Origin of the sequence: Stappia sp. (assembly GCF_040110915.1) — a bacterium.
Taxonomy (GTDB): domain Bacteria; phylum Pseudomonadota; class Alphaproteobacteria; order Rhizobiales; family Stappiaceae; genus Stappia.
The window spans coordinates 1971143-1997065 of record NZ_CP157793.1 but is presented as its reverse complement, the minus strand read 5'-3'; the positions used below and the strand labels follow the sequence as shown (position 1 = coordinate 1997065).

The following is a 25923-nucleotide window of genomic DNA, read 5'->3' as shown; positions in this document are numbered from 1 at the left end:
CGTGCGCCGGAACGGGAATTGCGGCGCGCTGGAAACGCGCGTCATTGCGTGATTTGAAGCGCGGGTTTTCGCGTGCAGATGCAGGTATGAGATGAGGCGAGTGGTCGTTACCGGCCTCGGGATGGTCACGCCGATGGCGTGCGGTGTCGAGGAAACCTGGTCCAGAATTCTCAAGGGCGAGAGCGGGGCGTCCCGCGTCGAGCACTTCGAGGTGGCTGATCTCGCCTGCCAGATTGCCTGTCAGATCCCGCGCGGCGACGGCTCCAACGGCACGTTCAATCCGGACGACTGGATGGACCCGAAGGAGCAGCGCAAGGTCGACGACTTCATCGTTTTCGCCATGGCGGCCGCCGAACAGGCGATCACCGACTGTGGCTGGGCCCCCAAGACCCATGAAGAGCAGATCCGCGCCGGCGTGCTGATCGGCTCCGGGATCGGCGGCCTGCAGGGCATCGAGGCCACCGCCCATGTCCTGCGCGACAAGGGGCCGCGCCGCGTGTCTCCCTTCTTCATTCCCGGCCGTCTGATCAATCTGGCGGGCGGCTACGTCTCGATCCGGCACGGGCTCAAGGGCCCGAACCACGCCGTCGTCACGGCGTGCTCCACCGGCGCGCACGCCATCGGCGACGCGGCCCGGCTGATCGCGCTGGACGATGCCGATGTGATGGTGGCCGGCGGCACGGAATCGCCGGTGTGCCGCATCGCGCTGGCCGGCTTTGCCGCCGCGCGGGCGCTGTCCACGGGCTTCAACGACCGCGCCGAGATCGCGTCGCGTCCCTATGACAAGGATCGCGACGGCTTCGTCATGGGCGAGGGCGCGGGCGTCGTCGTGCTCGAGGAATACGAACGCGCCAAGGCGCGCGGCGCCCGGATCTACGGCGAGATCGTCGGCTACGGCCTGTCGGGCGATGCCTATCACATCACCGCGCCGGCGTCGGATGGCGACGGGGCTTACCGCTGCATGCAGGCCGCGCTCAAGCGCGCCGGCATGTCCGCCGGCGACATCGACTATGTGAACGCCCATGGCACCTCGACGCCGCTCGGCGACGAGATCGAGCTCGGTGCCGTGCAACGGCTGGCCGGCGCGGCGGCGGCGGGCATGACCATGTCCTCCACCAAGTCGTCGACCGGACATCTGCTCGGCGCGGCCGGTGCGATCGAGGCGATCTTCTCGTTGCTGGCGATGCGCGACAACATCGCGCCGCCGACGATCAACCTCGACCAGCCCTCCGTCGAGACCGAGATCGATCTGGTGCCCAATGCGGCCAAGAAGATGACCATCGATTCGGCCCTGTCGAACTCCTTCGGCTTCGGCGGCACCAATGCCTCGCTGGTGTTCCGCAAGGTCGCGGCCTGACGCGGCCAAGCGCCCGGACAGTCGACGGGTTTCGCGGTTTGGCCATGATTGTGCGTCATGGCCTGATCAGTCTTGCGATCACGCCGAGCGGATGGACTCATGAGCGAAACGCCTAAAGATGACACGGATGCCGGAACCGGGGCATCGGAGGGGGGCTTCCGGCCCAACCCGAAGAGCCCGCGCGAGGCGATCCAGCCCGAGCCCGCGCCGCAGCCGCCGGCGCGTTCGCGGCATGTGCGCAACCCGCTGGTCATCGTCATCAACTTCCTGCTGTCGCTTGCCGTTCTGGGCGTGATCGCCGCCGGCGGCCTGCTCTACTGGGGCAAGGCGGAGTTCGAGGCGGCGGGGCCGCTCGAGGCGGAAAAGACGGTCATCATCTCCTCGGGTTCGAGCCTTCAGGCTATCGCCGACACGCTCGAGAACCAGGGCGTCATCGACAATTCCTACATCTTCTGGGCCGGCGTTCAGGCCTACAAGAACGCGGCGCGCCTCAAGGCCGGCGAATACGCCTTCGCGCCCGGCGCGTCGATGCGCGACGTGATGAACGATCTCGTCAGCGGCAAGGCGGTCTATCATTCGGTCACGGTGCCGGAGGGCTGGACCAGCCAGCAGATCGTCGAGCGCGTGCGCGCCCACCCGATCCTGACCGGTCAGCTGGACGAAATCCCGCCGGAAGGCTCGCTGATGCCGGAGACCTACACCTTCACGCGCGGCACGACACGGGCCGACATCATTCGCCAGATGCGGGCCGCGCAGACGAAGGCGCTGGCCGAGATCTGGGAACGTCGGGTGGAGGATCTGCCCATCGAGACGCCGGAAGAGCTGGTGATCCTCGCCTCGATCGTGGAGAAGGAAACCGCGCGCGCGGACGAACGGCCGCGCGTCGCCGGCGTCTTCGTCAACCGTCTGCGGCGCGGCATGCGCCTGCAGTCCGACCCCACGATCCTTTACGGGCTTTATGGCGGCGAGGCCTGGACACGCGACCGCTCGGCGATCACGCGCTCCGAACTGGATGCCCGCAATCCCTATAACACCTATCAGATCGACCGGCTGCCGCCGGGGCCGATCGGCAATCCGGGCCGCGCGGCCATGGAGGCGGTGGCCAATCCCTCGCGCACCGACGATCTGTTCTTCGTCGCCGACGGGACCGGCGGGCACGTCTTCGCCGAGACCTACGAACAGCATCGCCGCAATGTCGCCAAATGGCGCGAGATCGAGCGGGCGCGACGTGCGGCGGAAGCGGAAGAGGCGCGGCGCCAGCAGGAGGCGGGCGAGGCCGAGACCGCGCCGGGCAACGGCGGCTGAGAGGTCGCGCGCGGGCCGGGGGACAGGGCATGACACGAGACACATTGTCGGAAGACGGCACCCCATCAGGCGGTGCCGGGGGCGGTGCGCCGAAGGCGCTTGCCAGCATGACCGGCTTCGGCCGCGCCGACGACGCGCTCGACGGGGCGCGCTGGACCTGGGAACTGCGCTCGGTCAACGGTAAGGGGCTCGATCTGCGCCTGCGCCTTCCGCAAGGCCTGGAAGAGCTCGAAAGCTATTGCCGGGAGCGCGGGGGCGCGGTGCTCACGCGCGGCAATGTCACAATCGGTCTCAGCTATCAGCGCGCCCAGGGCGAGGCGGTGCCGCATATCAACGACGCCGCGCTGAACGCCATGCTCTCCGCGCTGGAAACCGTGCGCCGACGTGTTCCGGACGCCGCTCCGGTGGCGCTCGACGGCATTCTGGCGCAGCGCGGCGTCGTGGAATGGAAGGAGCCGGACGAGGATCCGGCGACCCGCGCGGCGCTGATTTCCGCACTCAAGCGCAGCTTCGATGCCGCCCTTGACGCGCTCGTCGACATGCGGCGGACGGAAGGCGACAGCATCACCGCCCTGCTGCGCGGGCAGCTGGCCGAGATCGATCGCCTGCGGCGGGCCGCCGAGGATGCGCCGTGCCGTGCGCCCGAGGCGATCCGCAAGCGGTTGCGGAGCCAGGTCGAGGCGCTGATGGAGACCGGCGTCGCGTTCGACGCCGCCCGGCTGCATCAGGAGGCGGCGCTGCTCGCCACCAAGGCGGACATTCGCGAGGAACTGGACCGGCTTGCGGCGCATGTGGAGGCGGCGACGGCGCTGCTCGACGGCGGCGGTCCGGTCGGGCGCCGGCTCGACTTCCTCGCGCAGGAGTTCAACCGCGAGACCAACACGCTGTGTTCCAAGTCGAACGGCACGGAGCTGACGGCGATCGGGCTCGACCTGAAGACGCTCATCGACCAGATGCGCGAGCAGATCCAGAACCTGGAGTGAGGGGCATGAGCGAGCCGGAGCAGGCGGGAACGGTGGTGACGTCCGAGCGGGCCGACGCGGAGCGGCGCGGTCTGATGCTCGTGCTGTCCTCGCCCTCGGGCGCGGGCAAGTCGACCATCGCGCGGCAATTGCTCGATCAGGAAAGCAATCTCACGCTCTCCATCTCCGTGACCACGCGCGCGCGCCGCACCAGCGAGATCGACGGCGTGCACTATCATTTCATTTCCCGGGAGCGCTTCGAGCAGATGCGCGAGCGCGGCGAACTGCTGGAATGGGCCGAGGTGCACGGCAATTACTACGGCACGCCGCGCGACCCGGTGGAGCAGGCCCTGTCGCGCGGGGGCGATGTGCTGTTCGACATCGACATCCAGGGCACGTTCCAGCTCTATGATGCGGTGCGGCCCGACGTGGTGTCGGTGTTCATCCTGCCGCCGTCGATCGCGGAGATGAAATCGCGCCTGCACCGCCGGGCGGAGGACACGCCCGAGGTGATCCGGCGCCGTCTTCAGACGGCGGTCGGCGAGATGAAGCATTGGTCGCAATACGACTATGTCATCGTCAACGACGACCTGCAGCGCGCCTACGACGGGGCGCGCTCGATCCTGCGCGCCGAGCGGCTGAAGCGCGAGCGAAGCCCGGCCATCGGCACCTTCATCGAGGGCATGGTCGAGGATCTCAAGCGGGAAACCGGCGAGGCGTGAGCCCGCGGCGCGGCGCAGTCCGCGCGGATCGACCGGCGGGCTTCACGCGAAGCCGCGCGCCAGCTCCACGAATTGGGCAATGCCGAGCTCTTCGGCGCGGGCCGTCGGGTCGAGACCGGCGGCCTCGATGCGTGCCTGGGCGTCGGGCGCCAGGCTCTTGAGGCTTGCGCGCAGCATCTTGCGCCGCTGGCCGAAGGCGGCACGCGTGACGCGCTCCAGCGCGCCGATATCGCAGGGCAGGGGATGGCTGCGCGGCGTGATGTGCACGATGGCCGAGGTGACCTTGGGCGGCGGCGTGAACGCCTTGGGGCTGACCTCGAAGGCGAGGGTTGCATGGCAGCGCCAGCCGACGAGCACGCCGAGGCGGCCGTAGGCCTTGCTGCCCGGCTCCGCGACGATCCGTTCGGCGACTTCCTTCTGGAACATCAGCGTCAGCGACTGCCAGGCCGGCGGCCAGGCGCGCGTCGCCACCCAGTTGAGCAGCAGTTGCGTGCCGACGTTGTAGGGCAGGTTGGCGACGATCTTGAGCGGCCCGTCGCCGGCGATTTCCCGGAGGTCGATGCCGAGCGCGTCGGCGTTGCGGATGTCGAGGCGGCCGGGATAATGCGCGGCGATCTCGTCCAGCGCGGCCAGACAGCGCGTGTCCTTCTCCACGGCCACCACCCGCTTGGCGCCGGCGACAAGGAGGGCCCGGGTCAGTCCGCCCGGGCCGGGGCCGACTTCCAGCACGGTCGTTTGCGACAGATCGCCGGCGGTGCGCGCGATGCGAAGCGTCAGGTTGAGATCGAGCAGGAAGTTCTGGCCGAGCGACTTCTTCGCCTGAAGGTCATGCGCGCCAATGACCTCGCGCAAGGGCGGCAAGGCGTCGATCTGGCTCATGCGACGAGGCCGGGATCGGCAAGCACCGCCGCCAGACGGATCGCGGCGGCGAAACTGTCGACGCGCGCCGTGCCGCTGCCGGCGATGGTGAGCGCCGTGCCATGGTCGGGCGAGGTGCGCACGAAGGGCAGCCCCAGCGTCGTATTGACCGCATCGTGAAAGGCCAGCGTCTTGGCCGGGATCAGCGCCTGATCGTGATACATGGCGAGCGCGCAGTCATAGGTGGCGCGCGCCTCCGGATGGAACATCGTGTCCGCCGGAAGCGGCCCGACGGCGTCGATCCCGTCCGCCTTGAGGCGCGCGACGGCCGGCGCGATGATGTCGCCGTCCTCCGTGCCGAGCGCGCCATTCTCGCCCGCATGGGGGTTGAGACCGGCGAGCGCCAGGCGCGGCTCGGCGATCCGGAACCGCTCCGCCAGATCGCGGTGGACGATGCGGGCGGTGCCGACGATCAGATCCCGCGTCAGCGCCTGCGGCACGTCCCTCAGCGGCATGTGCACGGTGACGGGCACCACGAGCAGGTCGGGTCCGGCGAGCAGCATCACCGGCGTGTGGCGGTCGTGGCCGGCATCGCGCGCCCGCGCCCCCAGATACTCGGTGTGCCCGGGGTGGGAAAAGCCGGCGTCGTAAAGCGCCTTCTTGTTGATCGGGTTGGTCACCACGGCGGCGGCACGCCCCGTCAGGCAATCTTCGACGGCCCTGTCGATCGAGGCGATCACGGCCGCCGCATTGGCCGGGTCGGCCACGCCGGGCGTGTCGGCGATGCTCTGCGGCAGCGCGACGACGGGCAGGGCGTCGGGAAACACGTCGAGGGCCGTGTCGGCCCGGGCCTCGCGGATTTTCACGGTGAGGTTCAGCCGTTTTGCGCGGGCGGCCAGAAACTCCGCATCGCCGATCGCATAGAAGGGCGGCAGATCGCGCTCGACGCGCTCGGCCCAGGCGGACAGCAGCACGTCGGGGCCGATGCCGCCGGGATCGCCGAGCGTCACCGCGAGGGGCAGGAGCATGGGTTTCATGCGGCTCAGCGATAGTCGACGATGGCGCGCCGGCGCAGTTCGCGCATGTAGCGGCGGCTCAGCTGCTGGCCTTCCTTGTTGCGCAACTCGTCCTCGATCTCCATCCGCGCGGCGGCGTTGCTGGCGATCTCGCGTTTGTCGCACACCGCGTAGAGCTCGTAGCCATTGGGGGTGTCCTGCGGCGACGTCGTCTTGCCGACCGGCGTCTTTTCCACGAGTTCGCGCACGGGCGGCGGCAGTTCCGTCTCCAGACGCAGCTGGGCGGGCCGAACGACGACCTCGCTGTACTGGTCGGCCAGCGCCTCGGACTGGTCGCAGGAGGAGAAGGACGAGCGGAAGCGCTCGGCATCGCGGCGGCGCTGCGACTTCTGCCCCGAAGAGGCCTTGGCGGGCACCACGAAGATGATGCTCTGCACCCGGTATTCGGTGCTGGTTTCGTTGTCGCTGTCGTCCTGCCGGCGCAGGGCGGCGATCACGTCGGCCTCGGAAATGCGCACCTCCTGCTGAAAGCGGGCGCGCAGGATCTGGCCCCAGGCGATTTCCGCTTCCAGCCGGTCGCGCAGCGTCTCGGGGCGCACGCCGGCGCGGCGCAGCGCCTGCGACAGGCCGTTCGCCGACAGCTTCACGCGGCTCGCCAGATCGGCGAAGGCCCGGTCGACCTCGGCCTTGGAGACCTGAAGGCCGATGCGCTCGGCCTCCTGCATCTTGAGCTGTTCGTCGATCAGCTCTTCCTTCGCCGCCCGGTTGGCGGCCGCGCCGCCACGACCCGTGGTCAGGCGCAGAAGGCCGGCGCGCTGGCGAATGTCGAAGCTGGTGATCGGCTTGTTGTTGACCACCACCTCGATTGCGGTCTGCGCGGCCACCGGGGCCGGCGCCACCACGGCGACCAGCATCATCGATGCCGCAGCAAGCCCCCAGCGCATCCAAGTCATAGCCAAATCCTCACGTTGTGTCCGGTCCGGTCCAGTCGACGCGGCCGGTCTCCCCCTGCCGGCGGCGGTCCGGCCCGGCGTCGGGCGCCCGCGTTTCCGCATGTCGTCGCCGCTCGACCCGCACAATTTCCGCTCGTTGCACGAGAAAGCGGCCAAAATCGGATTCGTGACGCCGTTTCCGGCCCGCGTCAATCCGTCGAGCCGTTGGTCGAGAACTGCGTGTCGCCCAATGTGCGCAGACCCAGACGCAGGAAGAACAGACGGTCGGTCGTCTGACCGTTGTTGCGGCTGCGGTCCTCGGAATAGGCGACGGAGAAGGAGAAGCCTTCGTCATCGTAGCCGATGCCGATGCTGTCGCGCACCATGTTCTTGCGCTGGAGGTCGAAACGCACGGACCCGAACAGGCGCCAGTTTTCCTGCAGGCGCAGGCTGGCCGAGCCGATGACTTCCTCGCGCGGATCGTCGATGCCGATGCTTGGCTGGGCCGAGAGATAGGCATAGGCGAGATTGCCGGTCACAGGACCGTAGATGCCCGTCGCCTCGACCTGACCGCGGCGGACATCGAAGGTGTCCTTGTCGAAACGCGCCTGGGCGCCGATGCGCAGGCCCCGCCGGCTGTCGAAATACAGGCTGCCGACGTAGTCGGAATAGTCGCTCGCCAGACCCGAGGCGCTGGTGGCGTTCAGGATGTCGGGCGTTTGGTAGGAGTTCGTGCCGCCGAGATGGAACGAGCGGCCGAACAGGGCGCTGACCGAGAAGCTGTTGTTGAACTGCAGATTGTAGCGCAGGCCGATGTTGGCGCGCGTGCCGCCCTCGCTGCGGTCGAAGCCGGAGAACTTGTCGTATTCGAAGAGCGTGGTGGAATCGAAGACGATGCTCTGCGCGTCCTCGTTCGGCAGTTCGCCGATGCGGCCCTCGTTGGGGCGCACGATGATCTGGGCGACCGGCTCGAACACCTGGTTGCCGCCCTCGAAGGTCGCCAGGATCGGATAGCGGTAATCGAGACCCACCGCCGGCATGATGCGCCCGACGACCGCCTCGTCGGTCAGGTTGCCCACCGTATCGTCGCGCGAGGAGGTGAAATAGAGGTCGCCCTTCACATAGGCGAAGGGCGTGAACACCTGGCCGAGCGGATCGATCAGCTTCGTGCGCCAGTCGGCGCGCAGGCTGGTGCGGGTGAAGGTGCCTTCCACGCCACGGAACCGCGTCGTTCCGCCGGCCTGAATCGCATCCGTGCGGTCGCGCGTCAGGCTCGTCATGTTGCCGGTGAAGGCGAGTTCACCGCCGGCGACCGGATTGTCGAAGATGTAGTTCCAGTCGAGCACCGGATGCACGAAGGGCTGCTTGTCCTGCAGACCCGTGCCGACGGGCAGATAGGGCGCCGGCGGGTTCAGCGTGGGGGTCGCGGCGTAATCCTCCTGCGACACGCGGAAGGCGTAGGAGCGCAGGTCGAAGCGGTTGCGATCGCTTTGCCCGGTCAGATAGATCTGCGAGATGTCCGTGGCATTGCCGAAGTCGGCGAAGCTGTAGTCCCTCAGGAACGCGCGGTCGCTGCGGTAGGTGAGATCCCAGCCCCACTGCCAGCGCGAATTGAGGTCGAACCGGCCTTCCGAGGCGATCACGCCGCGAAAGCGCCGGTCGCCGCTGGAGCCTTCGTATTCTCCCGGCTGGGCCTGGATGAGCCCGCCGACATGGATCGAGTAGCTGCCGTCGATCAGGCGCTGGCGCCAGGAGGCCTGGGTGAGCAGGCCCTGCTTGCTGAGCGGTGTCGCCGACACCAGCAGGTCGTAGGTCGGATCGAGGGCGAAGTAATAGGGCACCGTGGCGCCGACGCCGACGCGGTCACCGAAGACCATGGTGGGCGCCAGAAGACCCGACTTGCGCGTCACGCTCGGATCGGGGATCGACAGATACGGCAGATGCACCAGCGACTTGCCGAAGAACTCCAGCCGCGCCTTCTCGAACTCGATGGTCCGCTTCTGCTGGTCGTGCACGATGGTGGTCGCGCGCACGCGCCACAGCGGCGGCTTGTCCGGCGGATTTCGCGGCGAGGTGTAGACGGTGTAGATCCCGTCCTCGAAGGTCGTGCGGTTGCCACCCTCGCGTTGGGCGCGCGCCGCGAGGAAGCGGGTGCGCTCCGGCGTGTCGAGCTGCAGGGCGGAGGCGAAACCGTCGCGCAGGTCCTCCGACAGATCCATCGAGGCGGCGGTGAGCACGTTGCCGTCCGGCTCCGTCAGGCGGACGTTGCCCTGCGCCCGCAGCCGGTTCTCGGCGCGGTCGAACTCGATCTGATCGGCCTCGACGGTGTTGCCGCCGTAGTAGATCTGCACATTGCCGATGGCGGAAATCGTGTCGCGGTCGAAATTGTAGCGCAGCTCGTCGGCTTCCAGCAGGAGCGGATCGGCCGGATCGACCTGCGTGCCGAGCGCGTCGAGCACATCGCCCTGCGCCTGCGCGGGCGCGATCCCCGCCGGCACGATCAGAAGTGCGGCGAGCGCTCCGACAAGGGCGGTGCCCTGCATCAGGCGCGCAAACGACACCGTCCGGCCACGCGTGAGCGCGTGCCCGTCCCGAACCGATTGCGGGAGGCCGGCCTTCGCCATCAGCCGTCCTCCAGATGCAAGAGGATCGTCAAGCCCATCAATACTCCAAACACTCCAGGCGCCCACGCGGCGATCGTCGGCGGCACGATGCCGGCCCCGCCAAGGTCCTCTCCGAGTTCCGCAAGAACGTAAAGCACGAACCCGGCTAGGATTCCACCCAGAATCAGGCGGCCGATGCCACCCATCCTCGATACCCTGAGAGAGACGCAGGCCGCAATCAGCACCATCGCCGCAAGAAGCGCAGGTCTGGCGAGAAGTGTCTGATATTGCAAGGCATACCTGTAGGCCGGCAAACCCGCGCGCTGGGATAGTTCGATCACGCGCGGCAGGTCCCAGAAACCGATGGATTCCGGCGCCGCGATGCTTTCACGTACCTCCGTGGGCGTGAGGAAGGTCGACACGAAGTAGGTGTCGTGGCGGCTCGGATCCCCTTGCGTGGAGTAGACGGTGGCATCGCTCAGCCGCCACTGCCGGTCCGCCAGCACCGCCTCGCGGGCTTCGATGCGTTCGGCGAACTGGGCGTTGCGGTCGAAGGTGAAGACGGTCACGGCGAGCAGGCGACGACCGCTGTCCAGCGTCTGCTTGGCGTGCATGATCGATTCGCCGTCCGTTCCGTCCTGCCGCAGCCACACCTCGCCGGTGGTCTGCAGCAGGAAGCTCTGTTCGCTCGCGAAGAGACCCGAGGCGATCTCGTCGGAGCGTTCGCGCAGCAGGACCGCGAGCGGATTGTAGAGCGTCACGGCCGCGATCCCGATGGCGATGCCGACCGCAAGCGCGGGCGCCGTGAACTGCCAGACCGACACGCCGGCGGCGCGCGCGACCACGAGCTCCAGTTTGCGGCTGAGCCCCAGAAACGCAGAGATCGCGCCGAACAGGACGGCGAAGGGCAGGACCTGCTCCATGAGCTGGGGCACCCGCAGCAGCGAGATCAGGCCGATGCGCGCCAGCGTCGCGCCGTCCTGACCCGCGCCCCGGCGCAGAAGCTCCAGCAGGTCGAAGATGAAGATCAAGATGGCGGCGAGCGCGAAGAGGCCGAGGATCGCGGCGGCGAACCGGCGGGCGAGATAGAAGGCGAGCGTGTGGCCGACCAGCGTCGTCATCGGGTCACGCGGCTCCGTCCTGGGTGCGCCGCTGCAGGCGCGCGAGCCCGGCCTCGATGCGGTCGGCGAGATATTCGCCCGTGCCGGCGAGACGCGTCAGCCAGCGCGGCCGGGCCGCCGTCGACAGCGCCCAGGCCGTCAGCGCGATGGCCGCGAGCGGCACCAGGTAGAGCGCGACGCGCGCGGCCGGCAGGCTCGGGGCGAGCGTCATCATGCCGAAGCCGGCCGAGCGCAGCGCGATGGCGAGCACCAGCGCGGTGAGGGTGGCAAGCGTCCGGTTCTGGCGGGTGGTCTTCGGCTGACCGACGAAAAGGAACACCAGCAACGCGAAGGCGAGGGGGTAGAGCGGCTGGCTCAGCCGGTCGTGCAACTCGCTGGCGAGGCGGCCGCGATTGTCCCTTGCATAGGCGTCGTCGGGGTCGGGCGCGATCAGATCCCATGTCGAGCGCTCGCTGGCCTTGTAGACGGCGACGGCGCCGGAGGGGATCATGCTCGACAGATCGAAGGCATAGGACTGGAAGCGGACGATGGAGATGCTTCCGTCGTCGCGGGTGCGCCGCTGGATCGTGCCGTCCTGCATGACCAGAAGCGTGCGCCCGACGGCCTCCACGATCTGCCCGCGCGCCGCCTCGTAGGTGAAGACGATGTCCTCGGCGCGGTCGTCGTGCAGCAGCAGGCCGTCGAGACGGCCGTCGCCGCTGCGGTTGCGGATGTGAAACGTCAGCCCGTCCTCGATGCCGATGAACCGGCCCGGGCGCACGATGTTGGCGACCAGATCGACGCGCACGCGGGTGATCTCCTCGCGCAGCGCCGCCAGACCGGCCGGCGCGGCGAAGACCGACAGCAGCGCGCAGAACAGGCTCACGCCGAGCGCGAAGGTGACGACCGGGCGCATCAGGACGCCGCGCGAGGCGCCGGAGGCGTTGATGACGATCAGCTCGCTGTCGTTCGACATGGTGTTGAGAATCACGATCAGCGCGATCAGCAGCGCGAAGGGCGCGATGGCGAGCAGCAGGAAGGGCATGGCGAGCAGCGTCATGCCGACGAATTGCACGATCGTCTGTCCCTTCGCCGTGACCAGGTCGAGCTGGCGCAGCGCCTGCGTCGCCCAGACCACGCCGGCGAGCGCGGCCAGCGTCAGCACGAACGCGCCGGTCAGACGTCTGAGGACATAGCGCTCGAAGGTCGTCATCAGATCCTGACGGCTGCATGCCTGACGGCGGGTTGACGATCGGGGTGCTTGAGACGACGCAGCGCGACGCAAGGGGCGGGGACCCACGCACGGGCTGACGCGCGTCGCGCATCCGCCCTCGATTAAAAAGCAATCTAGGTAAATGCGACGAGAAGAAAAAGGGTTAACGTATCGTGAAATCGGCCCGCGCTTGCCGAGCGGGCAAACTGTCCCCATTCTAGGCCACGTTACCGGGGCGGTGTTTCGCGGCTCCGGTCCGTCACCGCCAACCGTTGCGCGCGCGCGCCGCGCGGACCGCCCGTCCGGCCATCCGCGATTCTGGCTGCCGTCCGCGCGCGGTGTCCCACCCGCCCTTGCGGGCCCGAAGAGCCCCTGCGGCTTCAATGAAAGGTTTCGACGTTGCTCCCCAAAGTCTCATTCTCCAAACTCGAGGCGCCCGCGAAGGGTGTTGCGGTGGTGTTCGCCGATGCCGATCTCGGCGTCGGTCCGACGGCCAGCGCGGTGCTGTCGGCCAATGAGGGCCTGCTGGCCCGCGCCGCGGAGGCGGCCGGCTTTTCCGGCAAGTCGCGCGCGGTTCTGGATCTCGTCGCGCCCGCCGGCCTCGATCTCGACCGGCTGATCGTGGTCGGTCTCGGCAAGGCGGAGGCGCTCGGCGACCTCGGGGAAACCGACTGGATGATGCTCGGCGGCGCCGTGATGGGCGCGCTCGGATCGTCGAAGGCCGTCGAGATCGTGATGGAAACCAGCGAGGGCGCGCTCGCGCCGGAGCTTTCCGCCGCTTTCGCCATGGGCGCCAAGCTGCGCGCCTATGTGTTCGACCGCTACAAGACGAAATCGGACGATGACGACAAGTCGGGCGCGGAGGCGAAGAAGCTGACGCTCGCGGTTGCCGACACCAAGGCCGCCAAAAAGGCCTGGGCGCAGGCGGATGCGGTGAGCGACGGCACGGTGCTCGCTCGCGATCTGGTCAACGAGCCGGCCAATGTGCTGACGACGGTCGAATTCGCCAAGCGCGCCGAGGCGCTGGAGAAACTCGGCGTCGAGGTCGAGGTGCTCGACGAAAAGGCGATGAAGAAGCTGAAGATGGGCGCGCTGCTCGGCGTCGCCCAGGGCTCCGAAACGCCGCCGCGTCTCGTCGTCATGCGCTGGAACGGCGGCAAGAAGGATGCCGACCCGGTCGCCTTCGTCGGCAAGGGCGTGGTGTTCGACACCGGCGGCATTTCCATCAAGCCGGCCGGCGGCATGGAGGAAATGAAGGGCGACATGGGCGGCGCGGCCGCCGTCACCGGGCTGATGCATGCGCTCGCCGCCCGCAAGGCCAAGGTCAACGCCGTCGGCGTGATCGGGCTCGTCGAGAACATGCCGGACGGCAAGGCGCAGCGCCCCGGCGACATCGTCACCGCCATGTCGGGCGCGACCATCGAGATCATCAACACCGACGCGGAAGGCCGCCTCGTGCTGGCCGATGCGCTCTGGTACACGCAGGAGCGCTTCAAGCCGGCGTTCATGATCAATCTGGCGACGCTGACGGGGGCGATCCTGATCGCGCTCGGCCATCAGCATGCCGGGGTCTTCTCCAACAACGACGAACTGGTCGAGCGCCTGGCCGAGGCCGGCAAGGCAACCGAGGAGAAGGTCTGGCGCCTGCCGCTCGGCAAGGAGTACGACAAGCTCATCGACACGCCGAACGCCGACATGAAGAACACCGGCGGGCGCACGGCCGGGTCGATCACGGCGGCGCAGTTCCTGCAGCGATTCGTCAACGACGTGCCCTGGGTGCATATCGACGTCGCCGGCATGGCGATGAGCAGCGCCAAGACCGAGATCAGCAAGGGCTGGGCGTCAGGCTTCGGCGTGCGTCTGCTCGACCGGCTGGTGCGCGACCACTACGAAGGCTAGAGGCGCGACGCGCGGCGGGGTTTTGTCGCCGCGCGTATCGCCACGAAGCGCATCGGATCGTGCGCGCTTGGCGCATCGGATCAAGAAAAACCCCGCCGGCGGTCGCGCGCGGCGGGGTTTTGTTGTGTTGGCGGCCTGTTCGCTCAGCGCGTTGGTGTCGCCACCGGGGCGCTCACGCCGCCCGAAAAGCTTGAAGAGTCCGGGCCGTCAGCAGGTCTTGTAGGCCTCGCAGGTGCCGGCCGGTTCGGCCACGACCACGCCCATCGCGGTCGTCGCGCCCGCAAGCCCCAGAACCAGTCCGAAAAACAAAGCAACCCGAACGACCATCAATCCTGTCTCCCCTTGCCCCGGCGGGTCGCCGATCCGGTCCGCGTCGCCAGGCGCGCATGCGGCGCATCCGGCTTGTGCGGGCCGTGGATCGACGCGACCCCGTCAGGGTCTGCCCGGCACGAAGGTGCCGGCGTCAAGTTGGCAAACCGTTAACGATGAACGCTGCGAAAACCAATGCCGCTTTTGCGCTGCAGCGCGCAATGCCGGCAGGCTGTTGCGCATTGGCCGCACCTGGCGCAGAGTCCGCCCGCGCAAGACGGCGCGCGACCGGCCTCCGGCGCGGCCGGTATGACCAGTTTTTCGAAGGGCTCATGACGGACGTCCTGTTCTATCACCTCACACGACAGCCGCTGGAGCAGGTTCTGCCCGGCCTGCTGGAGACCTGTCTGCAGCGCGACTGGCGGGTGGTGGTGCAGACGGGCTCGCGCGAGCGCCGCGACGCGCTCGATTCGCTGCTGTGGACCTATCGCGAGGATTCCTTCCTGCCGCATGGCACGGCCGCCGACGGGCATGAGGCTGAACAGCCGGTCTTTCTGACCGACGGTCCGGACAATCCCAACGCGGCGAACGTGCGGTTTCTCGTCGACCGGGCCGCGCCGCCGGATCTCTCGCCTTACGAACGCGGCGTGTTCCTGTTCGACGATTCGGACCCGGACGCCGTCGCCGAGGCGCGCGGGCACTGGAAGGCGTTGAAGGCGGCGGGACACGCGCTGACCTATTGGCAGCAATCGGAAAGCGGACGCTGGGAGAAGAAGGCATGACGAAGGAGAGCGAAGCGCCGGCGGCGGACGCCACCGATTTCGCCGCGCGCCGCGATGCCGCGCGCGACCGTCTCGATGCGATGTTCGGGGCGAAGGGCGGCGACGCGGACGACCGGGCCGCCTGGTTCGAGGCGGTCTATCAGACGGCGGGGGGCGATCCGGCCGCCGTGCCCTGGGCCGATCTCGCGCCCAAACCGCAACTCGTGGAATGGGTCGCGGCCAATCCGGGCAAGGGCGCGCGCGCCCTCGACGTCGCCTGCGGGCTCGGCGACAACGCCGAGGCGCTCGCCTCCGCCGGTTACCACACGACGGCCTTCGATCTGTCGACGGCCGCCATCGCCTGGGTCGAGGCGCGGTTTCCCGACAGTGAGGTGGTCTATCGGGTGGCCGATCTCTTCGCCCCGCCGGAGGACTGGCGCGGGGCCTTCGACCTTGTGCACGAATGCTACACCCTGCAGGCGCTCGCCGGCGATCTGCGCGCCGCCGCCTTCGGCGCGCTGGCCGATCTGGTGCGCCCGGGCGGGCGGCTTCTGGTGATCACGCGGGTCCGCCCCGAAGGCGCGGAGGCCTCGGGTCCGCCCTGGCCGCTCATGCCCTCCGAACTCGCGCGCTTCGACGCCCTCGGTCTCACCCGCCGTGAAGACGAGGCCTATGAGGTCACCAAGGGCGAGCGGGTCATTCCCCACCGCCGGGTTGTGTTCGCGAAGGCGGAATGAGCGACGGGTTTTTCGTCGCAACGCCGATGAAACGCGGGGGCGGGGTGGCTTGCGGGACATGCATCGCCGGGGTCCAGGAAGGGCCGGGGTCAGTGGCCTGCGAGGCCGTGTCGAAAGTCCAGAACTGCGCTGCGCGCGCGCAGTCCGCCGAACTGGGGCGGGAGTTGGCGATCACGGGCGTCTTTTGCTGACCGACCTTCACGGCGAGATCTGAAATCACGTTATCCGGTCCTACGATGGTTTCCACGCCCTCTCCGGCTTTCGCAGCAGCAATGAGCATGCTGGCCGGCAGGGTGCTGCAGGCTACGAACCTTGCATGGTGCTGGGTTTGCCGGTCGGACCCGGACGCCGTGACGACATAGCCGTCGCGGGTCTCGTCATACTCCCATCGGGCTGCGGCAAAGCTGCTGAAGGTGGGCATCATGGTGCCGGGAAGCGAGTCGCAGGTCTCGTCCGTCTCCTCGACGAGTTCGGCCGGAATGAGGTCCGTTTCGGCCGAGCCGCACTCCTGGAAGCTGACGCGGTTCGTTCCGGCGATCGTCGCGTAGCGCCCGAGCGGGTTCGTCCCGTCTGTGCGCACGCCGAACCGCATGTCGCCCACCGATGCGAAAACCGGCGGAGAACCTCCCAGAACCGGCATCCCGCCGGTGCCGAGGATACGCTCAAGCAAGCCGTGGCTGGATGGGGTCGATGGGTCCTGGGCGATTGCCCTGCCCGAACCCAAGGGCGCGACAAGGGCGCCGCACAGCATCCCGAGGGCTGTTGTTTTCGCGTATCGCATAACTGTCTTCTCCCATCTGCCGGAAAGAGCGCGCTTACCCTCCGGTGGTGCAAAAGGGGATGGTGCGCCACCCGGGGGCGCCGCAGGGCGCGAGATGGCGGACGGGCAGATAGACGTCTCGCTCTGCCATATGTGCGAGCAGAAAACCCTCGCGGTCGATCACGCACAGGGCGTAGCTCCTGGACGGTGTGGCGATCACATGCTTGATCTGCCGCCCGCGCAGGCACGCCGTCAGGCGCAGCCGCTGGCGCACGCCGAGGCGTTTGTCGTGAAGGTCGAGACTGCGACGCGGGACCACGACGGCCGTGCCCTCGGCCCAGATCCGCTGAGCCGCCACGCGCGCGGTTTCCGCAGCACTGGCCTTGATGTTCACGAAGGCAATGAAGACGGCCGCCGGTAGTGCGACCAGAAACAGGGGACGCAGAGACGTGTTCCCGGGCAATCCGCCGCTGCCGCGCAAGACCTGTACAGCAAGCGCAAGCAATCCGACCGCGGATGCAAGCAGCACCAGCTTCGCGAGAAAGGCTTTGTGAGTGAAGACATTAAAGGAGTGGGCGACGACCGTCGCCACGGGGGCATCTACCTCGTGGATCGAGATCGAGAAGGCGGCCAGAAACTCGTCCAGATAGGCAATCCCGGCGAAGTATCCGAGCGCCAATGGCGTGACGATGAGCGCTGTCTCCAGGAGCGCTCCCGTCAGGCGTCGTCCGGTGTCGTCTGCCGCCATCTATTCTGCTTCCACACCTTGGGTGCAGAAAGAGTACGTACAGCCATGGATTGGTTCCACTCTTTTCGGGCGAGCAGGCCATTCCCTCCGCTGTCTGGTGTTCGAGACGGCGGCGAGCGATTTTGGGAGAGACCTCGTTTGACGCCGTTACCGCTCCGGCCGGTGCAGGCTCTCAAGAACCGTGTCCAGTTCTCCCAGATGCGCGATGCGGTGCAGGCGCGCGTGGCTGCGCGGTGGCTCGGCGTCTTCCATCGCCCAGGTGATGTGATAGGGCACATGCACGGCGTGGGCGCCGGCATCAAGGGCGGGGAGGATGTCGGATCGCACGGAGTTGCCGACCATCATCGCCCGCTCCGCGCCGTCGCCGTGCCGGGCGAACAGCCTGCGATAGGTGTCGGTGTGCTTCTCGGCGACGATCTCGACCGCGTCGAAATGCTCCGCGAGACCGGATTCGGCGAGCTTGCGTTCCTGGTCGAAGAGGTCGCCCTTGGTGATCAGCACGAGGCGATAGCCGTCCGCCAGCCGGGTCAGGGTTTCGCGGACGTGCGGCAGCGGATCGACGGGATGGGACAGCATCTCGCGGCCGGCCTCCAGAATGTCGGCGATGACGCGGGAGGGCAGCCGCGCATCGGTCACCTCGAGCGCGGTCTCGATCATCGACAGCGTGAAGCCCTTGACCCCGTAGCCGTAGAGCTGGAGATTCCGGCGCTCCGCCTCCAGCAGGCGCTCGGCGAGACGGTCCGTGTCGGTGTACTCCGCGAGCAACCCGGTGAAGCGGTCCTCGGTCAGCCGGAAGACGGTCTCATTGTGCCACAGGGTGTCGTCGGCATCGAAACCGATCGTCGTCACGGGCGCGCGGGCCGGCATCACGCCCCCTCCAGTTCCGCCGACAGCTCCAGCCAGAGCTCTTCGGTCTTGGTCAGCTTCTTTTCCAGATAGGCGCGTTCCTTGGCGAATTTCGCGGCGCGCTCGGGATCGGTCGCGAACAGCTCCGGGTCGGCGAGGATCGCGTCGACCTTGCCGATCTTGTCGTTGAGCCGCGCCATTTCCTTTTCCGCCGCCTGGATCTCCTTGCGCAAGGGGGCGAGGCGGGCCCGGCGTTCGGCCGCGCTGCGGCGCTTGTCCTGCGCGCTGCGGTCGTCGTCGGCGGCCTCGGCCGCCGATGCGCCCGGGGCGGGCCTGTCGTCCCTGTCGCCTGTGTTTCCTTTGTCGCCCTTGTCGCTCCTGTCCGGCCGGTCGCGCTGCAGGATCAGCTTGCGATAGTCCTCCATGTCGCCGTCGAAGGAGGTGACCGTGCCATTGCCGACCAGCCACAGCCGGTCGGCGCAGGCCTCCACCAGATGCCGGTCGTGGCTGATCAGGATGACGGCGCCCTGAAAGGCGTTGACGGCCTGGATCAGCGCCTCGCGGCTTTCGATGTCGAGGTGGTTGGTCGGCTCATCCAGAATGAGCAGGTTCGGCCCCTCGAAGGTGGCAAGCCCGAGCAGCAGCCGCGCCTTCTCGCCGCCCGAGAGATCCTTGGCCGGCGTGTCCATTCGGCTTGTCGGCAGGCCGAAGCGGTTGACGCGCGCGCGCACCTTGGCCTCAGGGGCCTGCGGCATCAGCCGGCGTACGTGCTGCACGGGGCTGTCGGCAGGCACCAGTTCGTCGAGCTGGTGCTGGGCGAAAAAGGCGGTCTTGAGCTTCGAGGCGGTGACGATCTCGCCGGCCTGTTTTTCCAGCCGCCCGGCGATCAGCTTGGCGAAGGTCGACTTGCCGTTGCCGTTCGCCCCCAGCAGCGCGATGCGGTCGTCGGTGTCGATGTTGAGCGACAGACCCTTCAGCACGGTGGTGTCGCCATAGCCCGCCGAAACCCCGTCCAGCCTGACGATCGGCGGGGCGAGCCGGCCTTGCGGGTCCGGGAAGGACAGCGGCAGCGCTTCCTCGCCGGGGGCGGCGGCGATCGGCTCCATCTTCTCCAGCATCTTGAGGCGCGACTGCGCCTGGCGCGCCTTGGTCGCCTTGGCGCGGAAGCGGTCCACGAAGGCCTGCATGTGCTTGCGCTGGGCGTCCTGCTTGGCGCGGGCCTTTTCCTGCAGCGCCAGCGTCTCGCGGCGCTGGCGGTCGAAACTGTCGAAGCCGCCGCGATAGAAGGTGAGCTTGCGCGCCTCCAGATGCACGATGGAATCGACCGCCTTGTTGAGGAGGTCCCGGTCGTGACTGATCAGCACCACCTGATGGGGATAGCGCGCGACGTAGCTTTCCAGCCACAGCGTGCCTTCCAGATCGAGGTAGTTGGTCGGCTCGTCGAGCAGCAGCAGGTCAGGCTCGGAAAACAGCACGGCGGCGAGCGCGACGCGCATCCGCCAGCCGCCGGAAAAGGCGGAGCAGGGGCGCTGCTGGGCGTCCGCATCGAAGCCCAGTCCGGCGAGAATGCGCCCCGCGCGCGCCTCCGCCGTATGCGCGCCGATGTCGGCGAGGCGTGTGTGGATCTCGGCGATGCGATGGGCATCGGTCGCGGTCTCGGCTTCCGCCATCAGCCGGGCGCGCTCGGTGTCGGCGGCGAGCACTACGTCCATCAGCGTCTGTTCGCTGCCCGGCGCCTCCTGCGCAACCTGGCCGATGCGTATGCCCTTCGGGATGCGGATCTCGCCGCTCTCGGGCGAGGCCTCGCCGGTGATGAGGCGGAACAGCGTCGACTTGCCGGCGCCGTTGCGGCCGACGAAGCCGGTCTTGGAGCCCGCCGGCAGGGTGACGCTTGCCCGCTCCAGGAGTGCGCGTCCGGCGATGCGATAGGTGAGGTCGGTGATCTGCAGCATGGGCGATGAATGGCGGCAAACGCGCCGGCATGCAAGGGGCGCGACCGCGCCGGGTCGGTCGGAGATTGTGTCGAAGCCTCGCCACAGCCTAGGATCGTCCGGCGCGGGACAAGACCGCGCGACGTCAAGACGGACGCGGCGCCAAGACCGCGCGCAACCAGACCAGACGAGAGGGGATCTCACCATGTGTGTACCGGGATGTCAGGAAACGGTGGCCAAACGGCTGAGCCGACGCGGGCTGTTGCGGGGGCTCGCCGGAGCGACGGCGGGGGCGGCGGCCTTCACCGCCTTTCCGCCGCCGCGCGCGGCGCGCGCCGCGCCGACGGCGTTTTCCAGGGCCGTCGATCTGACCCACGAGCTCTTGCCCGACTTCCCGACCTATTTCGGCCCGCCGGGGCTTGAGCTGGAGCGGATGACGTCCTTCGAGACCGACGGCTTCAACATGAACAAGTGGCATGTGGTGGAGCACACGGGCACGCATCTCGACGCGCCGATCCATTTCTCCGCCGACGGGGCGAGCGCGGAGGCGCTGGATATGGACCAGCTTGTCGTGCCGCTCGCGGTGATCGACGTGACCGCGCAGGCGGCGGAGGACGCCGATTATCAGGTCACGGTCGCGGATCTCGAAGCCCATGAGGCGGCCCACGGGGCGCTTCCGGAAGGCGGATGCGTCGCGATGAATTCCGGCTGGGCGGCGCATGTGGCGAGCGAGAAATTCCGCAACGCCGACGCGGACGGCGTGATGCATTTCCCCGGCTTTTCGAAGGAGGCGGCGATGGCGCTGATGGAACGCGGCGTCGTCGGCATGGCCGTCGACACGCTGTCGCTCGACCACGGCGCGTCACAGACCTTCGACACGCATTACGCCTGGTTGCCGACCGGACGCTGGGGGCTGGAAAACGTCGCCAATCTGGACGCGGTGCCGCCCACCGGCGCGACCCTCGTCGTCGGCGCCCCGAAGATCACCGGCGCCACCGGCGGCCCGAGCCGGCTGATCGCGCTCGTGTGAGTACTTAGGTTGTCGCTTGACAAAATAAGAAAGGAGAGGCAGCACGCCGCGCAAGACGCATCCGTCCTAGGAGATCGAGAGCGTCTTGCGCGAGCTTGAGGCACTGGGATGGACCATCGTGGAGGGGCGAGGGCACGCCTGGGGTCTCCTGCGGTGTCCGGCCAACGCGCCCGAGTGTCGCGGAGGCGTCTTCTGCCAGATGTCCGTCTGGTCGACCCCGCGCGATCCCCAGTTGCATGCCCGCAAGCTCCGCCAGAAGGCACTGGCGTGCCTGTTTTCCGACGAGGAGTGAATGAAATGGCGGAGCGGTTTGAATTTGAACTGGTTTTCGCTCTTCCCGACAGCAATACCGATCCGGTGGATCTGTCGAATGCCATCTTCGAAGCGGGCTTCGACGATGCAATTGTCGCAACGGGCCTGCCGGGGCTGGTCGCCGTCGAACTCGACATGACCGGACAGCCCGCGGAGGGGCCGATCCTCGACGCGGTCCGGCGGCTCCTGGCTGTGCTGCCGGCCGGCAGCCGCTTGCGCGAGGTCCGACCCGATCTCGTCAGTCTGGCCGATGTGGCAGAGCGCCTGGGGGTCAGGCGGCAGGCGCTCCAGAAAAGGGCGATGCCTGCGCCAAGCTTCGGCGGCCTGTACAGGGTCGACGAAATCGCCGAGAGCCTTCACGCGGCGGCGGAACCGGGCGCGGGTCGGCGCAGGCCGAGGTTCGACCTCTCCCGTGCAGAGAACTGGTTGCGCGCGGGACCGGTTGCCCGGCGGATCAATGCGCGTCTCACCCTGAACGAGATTGACCCTTGGTCCGGCCGAACAACGCCGGACGGCAAGGGGCCCGGCGTCGAGACCGTAGCCTGAGGGCGGAGGGGGGCGCGGACGCGGAGAAACCTCGGCCCGCGCGATTTGCATCGCCCGAAAACAAAAACCCCCGGCGGATGAACCGCCGGGGGTTTTTTCGCGGCCGGAAGCGCCTGGCATAAGCCCGCGCTCCCGTGCCTTAGGAGTCCTCAGACCGAGAAGTAGAGGTCGAACTCGACCGGATGCGGCGTCATTTCGTACCGCATGTTCTCTTCCCACTTGAGCTCCAGGTAGGCGTCGATCTGGTCGTCGTCCATCACGCCGCCGGCCTTGAGGAAGTCGCGGTCGGCATCGAGCGCGTCCAGGGCCTCGCGCAGCGAGGCGGCGACGGTCGGGATGTCCTTCAGCTCTTCCGGCGGCAGGTCGTAGAGGTTCTTGTCCATCGCGTCGCCGGGATGGATCTTGTTCTTGATGCCGTCGAGGCCGGCCATCAGCATCGCCGCGAAGGCGAGATACGGGTTGGCGGACGGATCCGGGAAGCGGACCTCGACGCGCTTGGCCTTCGGCGAGGAGGTGAAGGGAATGCGGCAGGACGCCGAGCGGTTGCGCGACGAATAGGCCAGCAGAACCGGCGCCTCGTACCCCGGGACCAGACGCTTGTAGGAGTTGGTCGAGGGGTTGGTGAAGGCGTTCAGCGCACGGGCGTGCTTCAGGATGCCGCCGATGTAGTAGAGGCAGGTCTCCGACAGGTCGGCGTACTGGTTGCCGGCGAAGACCGGGCCGCCGTCCTTCCAGATCGACTGGTGCACGTGCATGCCGGTGCCGTTGTCGCCGAACACGGGCTTGGGCATGAAGGTCGCCGTCTTGCCGTAGGCATGCGCCACCTGGTGCACGGCGTACTTGTAGATCTGCATCTTGTCGGCGTTGCGCGTCAGCGTGTCGAACTTGATGCCGAGCTCATGCTGCGCGGCGGCCACCTCGTGGTGGTGCTTCTCGACGGTGACGCCCATCTCGGTCAGCACGGTGAGCATTTCCGAGCGGATGTCCTGGCAGCTGTCGATCGGCGGGACGGGGAAATAGCCGCCCTTGGTGCGCGGACGGTGGCCGAGGTTCCCGGTGTCGTACTCCGAGCCCATGTTCGTCGGCAGTTCGGTGCTGTCGAGCTGGAAGCCGGTGTTGTAGGGATCGCTCGAGAAGCGCACGTCGTCGAAGATGAAGAACTCCGCTTCCGGGCCGACGAAGACCGTGTCGCCGATGCCGAGCGACTTCATGTAAGCCTCGGCCTTCTTGGCGGTCGTGCGCGGGTCGCGGTTGTAGGCCTCGCCGGAGATCGGGTCGATCACGTCGCAGATGATGGCGAGCGTGGACTGCGCGAAGAACGGATCGACATGCGCGGTCTCGGGGTCGAGGACCAGCATCATGTCGGACTCGTTGATCGCCTTCCAGCCGGCGATCGACGAGCCGTCGAAGGCGACGCCTTCGGCGAACATGTCTTCATCGACCAGCCCTGCGTCCATCGTCACATGCTGCATCTTGCCGCGCGGGTCGGAGAACCGAAGGTCGACGAACTTGATGTCCTTTTCCTTGATTTCCTTCAGAATTTCACTGGCGCTCGTCATCTACTGCTTCCCTGTCTTAGTTCGGTCACTGCTGGAGAGCGGCCGCGGATGCGGCGGCCCGTGGACTGTCTGCGGCGCGTGCCGGAGGAGGCCGCGCCCGAATGTCCGGTGAGGATCAGATGGCGTCCGTGCCCGTTTCGCCCGTGCGAATGCGCACCGCCTCCTCGATGGTGGAGACGAAGATCTTGCCGTCGCCGATCCGGCCGGTCTGCGCCGCATTGCGGATCGCCTCGACCGCCTTGTCGACCATGTCGTCGGTCAGCACGACCTCGACCTTCACCTTCGGGAGAAAGTCCACCACGTATTCGGCGCCCCGATAGAGCTCGGTGTGTCCCTTCTGGCGCCCAAAGCCCTTGGCCTCGGTCACGGTGATGCCCTGAAGGCCGACTTCCTGAAGGGCCTCCTTGACCTCATCAAGCTTGAACGGCTTGATAATCGCCTCGATTTTCTTCATCGCCTCCGCCACTTCGCGTCGATCGGTTTGGAAATGCCGGCCGCTCCCGGCCCGGGCCACACCCTGACTAGCATGCAGCGTGCCAACCGTGCCTGCCGAAAAAACAGCCCCCCTATCGGGAGAAACTTGGGCCGTTTTACAGCCGCCCGCCCATGATCGAAATCAACGGGTGGCGCGTTTGTGGGCATTGTGCACAGAAAGTGAGCACAACCTGTGCCCGTCACAGGCCCTCGGCTTGCGTTTTCCCGGGGCGGGGGGACACACTGCGCAGGGCCAGGATCAGGGCCAGGGCCAGGCGCCGGTGATGGGGCCCGGGAGACATTTTCGGAGTGACGCGCATGAGTGGGACGGCACGCGACGTCGGGCTGCAGGCGCTGCTGACGCCGGCGGAAATGGGCGAGGCCGACCGGCTGGCGATCGCCGGCGGCGTTGCCGGGCTCACCCTGATGCGCACGGCCGGGCGGGCCGTTGCCGACGTTGCCTGCCGCATGGCCACCTACACCGATCGGGTGCTGATTCTGGCTGGGCCGGGCAACAATGGCGGGGATGGCTATGTTGCGGCGGAGGTGCTGCGCCGGCGCGGCTACCGGGTCGAGGTGCTCACGCTCGGCGATCCGAACGCGGCCGCCGGCGACGCGGCCGCCGCGCGCACCGACATGGAGGCCGCCGGCGTGCATGCCGCGCCGCTGACCGGCGACGCGCTGGCGCGCGGCCTGGAGGCGGCGGGCCTCGTCATCGACGCGCTGTTCGGCGCCGGGCTCGACCGGCCGCTGTCCGGACTGGCGCTCGACACGGTGCGGGCGCTGCGGAGGTCCGGGCGTCCGGTGCTGGCGGTCGATCTGCCCTCCGGCCTGAGCGGCGAAACGGGGCAGGTGCTCGGCGATGCCTGTCCGGCGGCGCGCACGGTCACCTTCTTTCGCGCCAAGCCCGGCCATATCCTGATGCCCGGACGCGACTTGTGCGGCGCCCTGGAGGTCGTCGACATCGGCATTCCGGCCGGCGTCCTGGCGCATGTCGCCCCGAAAACCTGGCGCAACGCGCCGGCGCTCTGGCAGGCGGCCTATCGGGCCCCGGCGGCCGCCGGACACAAATACGCACGCGGCCATGCGGTCGCGGTCTCCGGCGGCGCGCTGTCGACGGGGGCCGCGCGTCTTGCGGCAGGCGCTGCCCTTCGCGCCGGCGCGGGACTGGTGACGGTGGCCACGCCTCCGTCCGCCGCGCTGGTCAATGCCGCGCATCTGACGGCGGTGATGGTGCGCAGCTTCAAGGGCGCGCAAGGGCTGGCGGAGCTGCTCGGCGACGCGCGGCTGAACGCGGTCGTTCTCGGTCCCGGCGTCGGCGTCGGCGCGGAGACGCGCGCCCTGGTCGCCGCCGCTCTCGAGGATGCGGGTGCCGGCGCCGGGACGGGCGGACGCACGGTGGTGCTGGATGCCGACGCACTGACGAGTTTCGCCGATGCTCCGTCGGCCTTGTTCGAGCTGATCGGGCGCTTTCCGGGCGCGGTGGTGCTGACGCCGCATGCGGGCGAATTCGCGCGGCTTTTTCCGGAGACGGCGGAGCGCGCCGGTCCGTCGAAGCTCGCCCGGGCGCGCCAGGCGGCATCGCGCAGCGGCGCGGTCGTGCTGCTCAAGGGTGCCGACACGGTGATCGCCGCGCCGGACGGGCGGGCGGCGATCAACGCAAATGCGCCCGCCTGGCTCGCGACCGCCGGATCGGGCGACGTGCTGGCCGGCATCGTGACGGGGCTCGCCGCGCAAGGCATGCCCGCCTTCGAGGCGGCGGCGATGGGCGTGTGGCTGCATGGCGCGGCCGGAACGCACGCGGGGCCGGCGCTGACGGCGGAGGACCTTGAGCCGGCTTTGAAAACCGTGATCGGCGACCTGCTGGCGGAGACGGCGGACGGGCTGGCCTGACGGGGCGGGGCGCGGCCGGAAGGGGCCGGGAAAACGCCCCGATTTTTCTT

Annotated in this window: 22 protein-coding genes; 10 read left to right on the top strand and 12 right to left on the bottom strand. The window is 68.2% G+C overall.

The window, feature by feature from the left end; all coding sequences use genetic code 11:
• Positions 1 to 91: 91 nt before the first annotated feature.
• From fabF to gmk, 4 genes are all read left to right on the top strand, one after another.
• Entirely contained in the window at positions 92 to 1357 is a 1266-nt protein-coding gene (gene fabF / locus ABL312_RS08755) for a beta-ketoacyl-ACP synthase II (protein WP_349360994.1), read from the top strand.
• Positions 1358 to 1456: 99 nt separating this feature from the next.
• On the top strand, positions 1457 to 2662 hold the full coding sequence (gene mltG / locus ABL312_RS08750) for an endolytic transglycosylase MltG (RefSeq protein ID WP_349360993.1): 1206 nt from the start codon (positions 1457 to 1459) through the stop codon (positions 2660 to 2662).
• 29 nt (positions 2663 to 2691) lie between these two features.
• A complete protein-coding gene (locus ABL312_RS08745; RefSeq protein ID WP_349360992.1) occupies positions 2692 to 3645 on the top strand; it encodes a YicC/YloC family endoribonuclease in 954 nt (317 codons plus the stop codon).
• A 5-nt stretch (positions 3646 to 3650) separates the two neighbouring features.
• The gene (gmk, locus tag ABL312_RS08740) at positions 3651 to 4346 is read left to right on the top strand and encodes a guanylate kinase (RefSeq protein ID WP_349360991.1); all 696 of its coding nucleotides are present in this window, start codon (positions 3651 to 3653) and stop codon (positions 4344 to 4346) included.
• A 42-nt stretch (positions 4347 to 4388) separates the two neighbouring features.
• Here gmk and rsmA read toward each other — a convergent pair whose 3' ends face one another.
• From rsmA to lptF, 6 genes are all read right to left on the bottom strand, one after another.
• Complete coding sequence (rsmA, locus tag ABL312_RS08735) at positions 4389 to 5225, bottom strand: 16S rRNA (adenine(1518)-N(6)/adenine(1519)-N(6))-dimethyltransferase RsmA (RefSeq protein WP_349360990.1); 837 nt, start codon at positions 5223 to 5225, stop codon at positions 4389 to 4391.
• Positions 5222 to 6241 (bottom strand): 4-hydroxythreonine-4-phosphate dehydrogenase PdxA, encoded by a 1020-nt coding sequence (gene pdxA, locus ABL312_RS08730; protein WP_349360989.1) that lies wholly within the window; start codon positions 6239 to 6241, stop codon positions 5222 to 5224. The genes rsmA and pdxA overlap by 4 nt, the downstream gene beginning before the upstream one ends.
• A 5-nt stretch (positions 6242 to 6246) precedes the next feature.
• Positions 6247 to 7173: a peptidylprolyl isomerase gene (locus ABL312_RS08725; RefSeq protein WP_349360988.1), complete on the bottom strand. Its 927-nt coding sequence runs from the start codon at positions 7171 to 7173 to the stop codon at positions 6247 to 6249.
• A gap of 188 nt (positions 7174 to 7361) precedes the next feature.
• Positions 7362 to 9776: an LPS-assembly protein LptD gene (locus ABL312_RS08720; protein WP_349360987.1), complete on the bottom strand. Its 2415-nt coding sequence runs from the start codon at positions 9774 to 9776 to the stop codon at positions 7362 to 7364.
• Positions 9776 to 10867 (bottom strand): LPS export ABC transporter permease LptG, encoded by a 1092-nt coding sequence (gene lptG, locus ABL312_RS08715; protein ID WP_349361379.1) that lies wholly within the window; start codon positions 10865 to 10867, stop codon positions 9776 to 9778. The genes ABL312_RS08720 and lptG overlap by 1 nt, the downstream gene beginning before the upstream one ends.
• A 13-nt stretch (positions 10868 to 10880) precedes the next feature.
• Positions 10881 to 12068, bottom strand: coding sequence for an LPS export ABC transporter permease LptF (gene lptF, locus ABL312_RS08710; protein ID WP_349360986.1), 1188 nt, complete (start codon positions 12066 to 12068; stop codon positions 10881 to 10883).
• 453 nt (positions 12069 to 12521) lie between these two features.
• On the opposite strand from lptF, the gene ABL312_RS08705 reads away from it, so the two are divergent.
• The 3 genes from ABL312_RS08705 to ABL312_RS08695 all read left to right on the top strand — a co-directional run bounded on the left by ABL312_RS08705 (position 12522) and on the right by ABL312_RS08695 (position 15774).
• Positions 12522 to 13967, top strand: a complete 1446-nt coding sequence (locus tag ABL312_RS08705) for a leucyl aminopeptidase (RefSeq protein ID WP_374730192.1) — start codon at positions 12522 to 12524, stop codon at positions 13965 to 13967.
• 641 nt (positions 13968 to 14608) lie between these two features.
• The gene (locus ABL312_RS08700) at positions 14609 to 15058 is read left to right on the top strand and encodes a DNA polymerase III subunit chi (protein ID WP_349360985.1); all 450 of its coding nucleotides are present in this window, start codon (positions 14609 to 14611) and stop codon (positions 15056 to 15058) included.
• Positions 15055 to 15774, top strand: coding sequence for a class I SAM-dependent methyltransferase (locus ABL312_RS08695; RefSeq protein WP_349360984.1), 720 nt, complete (start codon positions 15055 to 15057; stop codon positions 15772 to 15774). The genes ABL312_RS08700 and ABL312_RS08695 overlap by 4 nt, the downstream gene beginning before the upstream one ends.
• On the opposite strand, the gene ABL312_RS08690 is transcribed toward ABL312_RS08695, so the two are convergent.
• The 4 genes from ABL312_RS08690 to ABL312_RS08675 all read right to left on the bottom strand — a co-directional run bounded on the left by ABL312_RS08690 (position 15734) and on the right by ABL312_RS08675 (position 20080).
• A complete protein-coding gene (locus tag ABL312_RS08690; protein WP_349360983.1) occupies positions 15734 to 16555 on the bottom strand; it encodes a hypothetical protein in 822 nt (273 codons plus the stop codon). The genes ABL312_RS08695 and ABL312_RS08690 overlap by 41 nt on opposite strands.
• A 34-nt stretch (positions 16556 to 16589) precedes the next feature.
• On the bottom strand, positions 16590 to 17282 hold the full coding sequence (locus tag ABL312_RS08685; RefSeq protein ID WP_349360982.1) for a hypothetical protein: 693 nt from the start codon (positions 17280 to 17282) through the stop codon (positions 16590 to 16592).
• A 147-nt stretch (positions 17283 to 17429) separates the two neighbouring features.
• On the bottom strand, positions 17430 to 18149 hold the full coding sequence (locus ABL312_RS08680) for an HAD family hydrolase (protein ID WP_349360981.1): 720 nt from the start codon (positions 18147 to 18149) through the stop codon (positions 17430 to 17432).
• A complete protein-coding gene (locus tag ABL312_RS08675; protein WP_349360979.1) occupies positions 18149 to 20080 on the bottom strand; it encodes an ABC-F family ATP-binding cassette domain-containing protein in 1932 nt (643 codons plus the stop codon). The genes ABL312_RS08680 and ABL312_RS08675 overlap by 1 nt, the downstream gene beginning before the upstream one ends.
• A 184-nt stretch (positions 20081 to 20264) precedes the next feature.
• Here ABL312_RS08675 and ABL312_RS08670 point away from each other — a divergent pair, with 184 nt between their 5' ends.
• Both ABL312_RS08670 and ABL312_RS08665 read left to right on the top strand, forming a co-directional pair.
• The gene (locus ABL312_RS08670) at positions 20265 to 21089 is read left to right on the top strand and encodes a cyclase family protein (protein WP_349360978.1); all 825 of its coding nucleotides are present in this window, start codon (positions 20265 to 20267) and stop codon (positions 21087 to 21089) included.
• Between the two features lie 297 nt (positions 21090 to 21386).
• Positions 21387 to 21947 (top strand): hypothetical protein, encoded by a 561-nt coding sequence (locus ABL312_RS08665; protein ID WP_349360977.1) that lies wholly within the window; start codon positions 21387 to 21389, stop codon positions 21945 to 21947.
• A 149-nt stretch (positions 21948 to 22096) separates the two neighbouring features.
• On the opposite strand, the gene glnA is transcribed toward ABL312_RS08665, so the two are convergent.
• The gene (glnA, locus tag ABL312_RS08660) at positions 22097 to 23506 is read right to left on the bottom strand and encodes a type I glutamate--ammonia ligase (protein WP_349360976.1); all 1410 of its coding nucleotides are present in this window, start codon (positions 23504 to 23506) and stop codon (positions 22097 to 22099) included.
• Positions 23507 to 23621: 115 nt separating this feature from the next.
• Positions 23622 to 23960: a P-II family nitrogen regulator gene (locus ABL312_RS08655; RefSeq protein ID WP_349360975.1), complete on the bottom strand. Its 339-nt coding sequence runs from the start codon at positions 23958 to 23960 to the stop codon at positions 23622 to 23624.
• Positions 23961 to 24298: 338 nt separating this feature from the next.
• Here ABL312_RS08655 and ABL312_RS08650 point away from each other — a divergent pair, with 338 nt between their 5' ends.
• Positions 24299 to 25873 (top strand): NAD(P)H-hydrate dehydratase, encoded by a 1575-nt coding sequence (locus ABL312_RS08650; protein ID WP_349360974.1) that lies wholly within the window; start codon positions 24299 to 24301, stop codon positions 25871 to 25873.
• Positions 25874 to 25923: the final 50 nt, after the last annotated feature.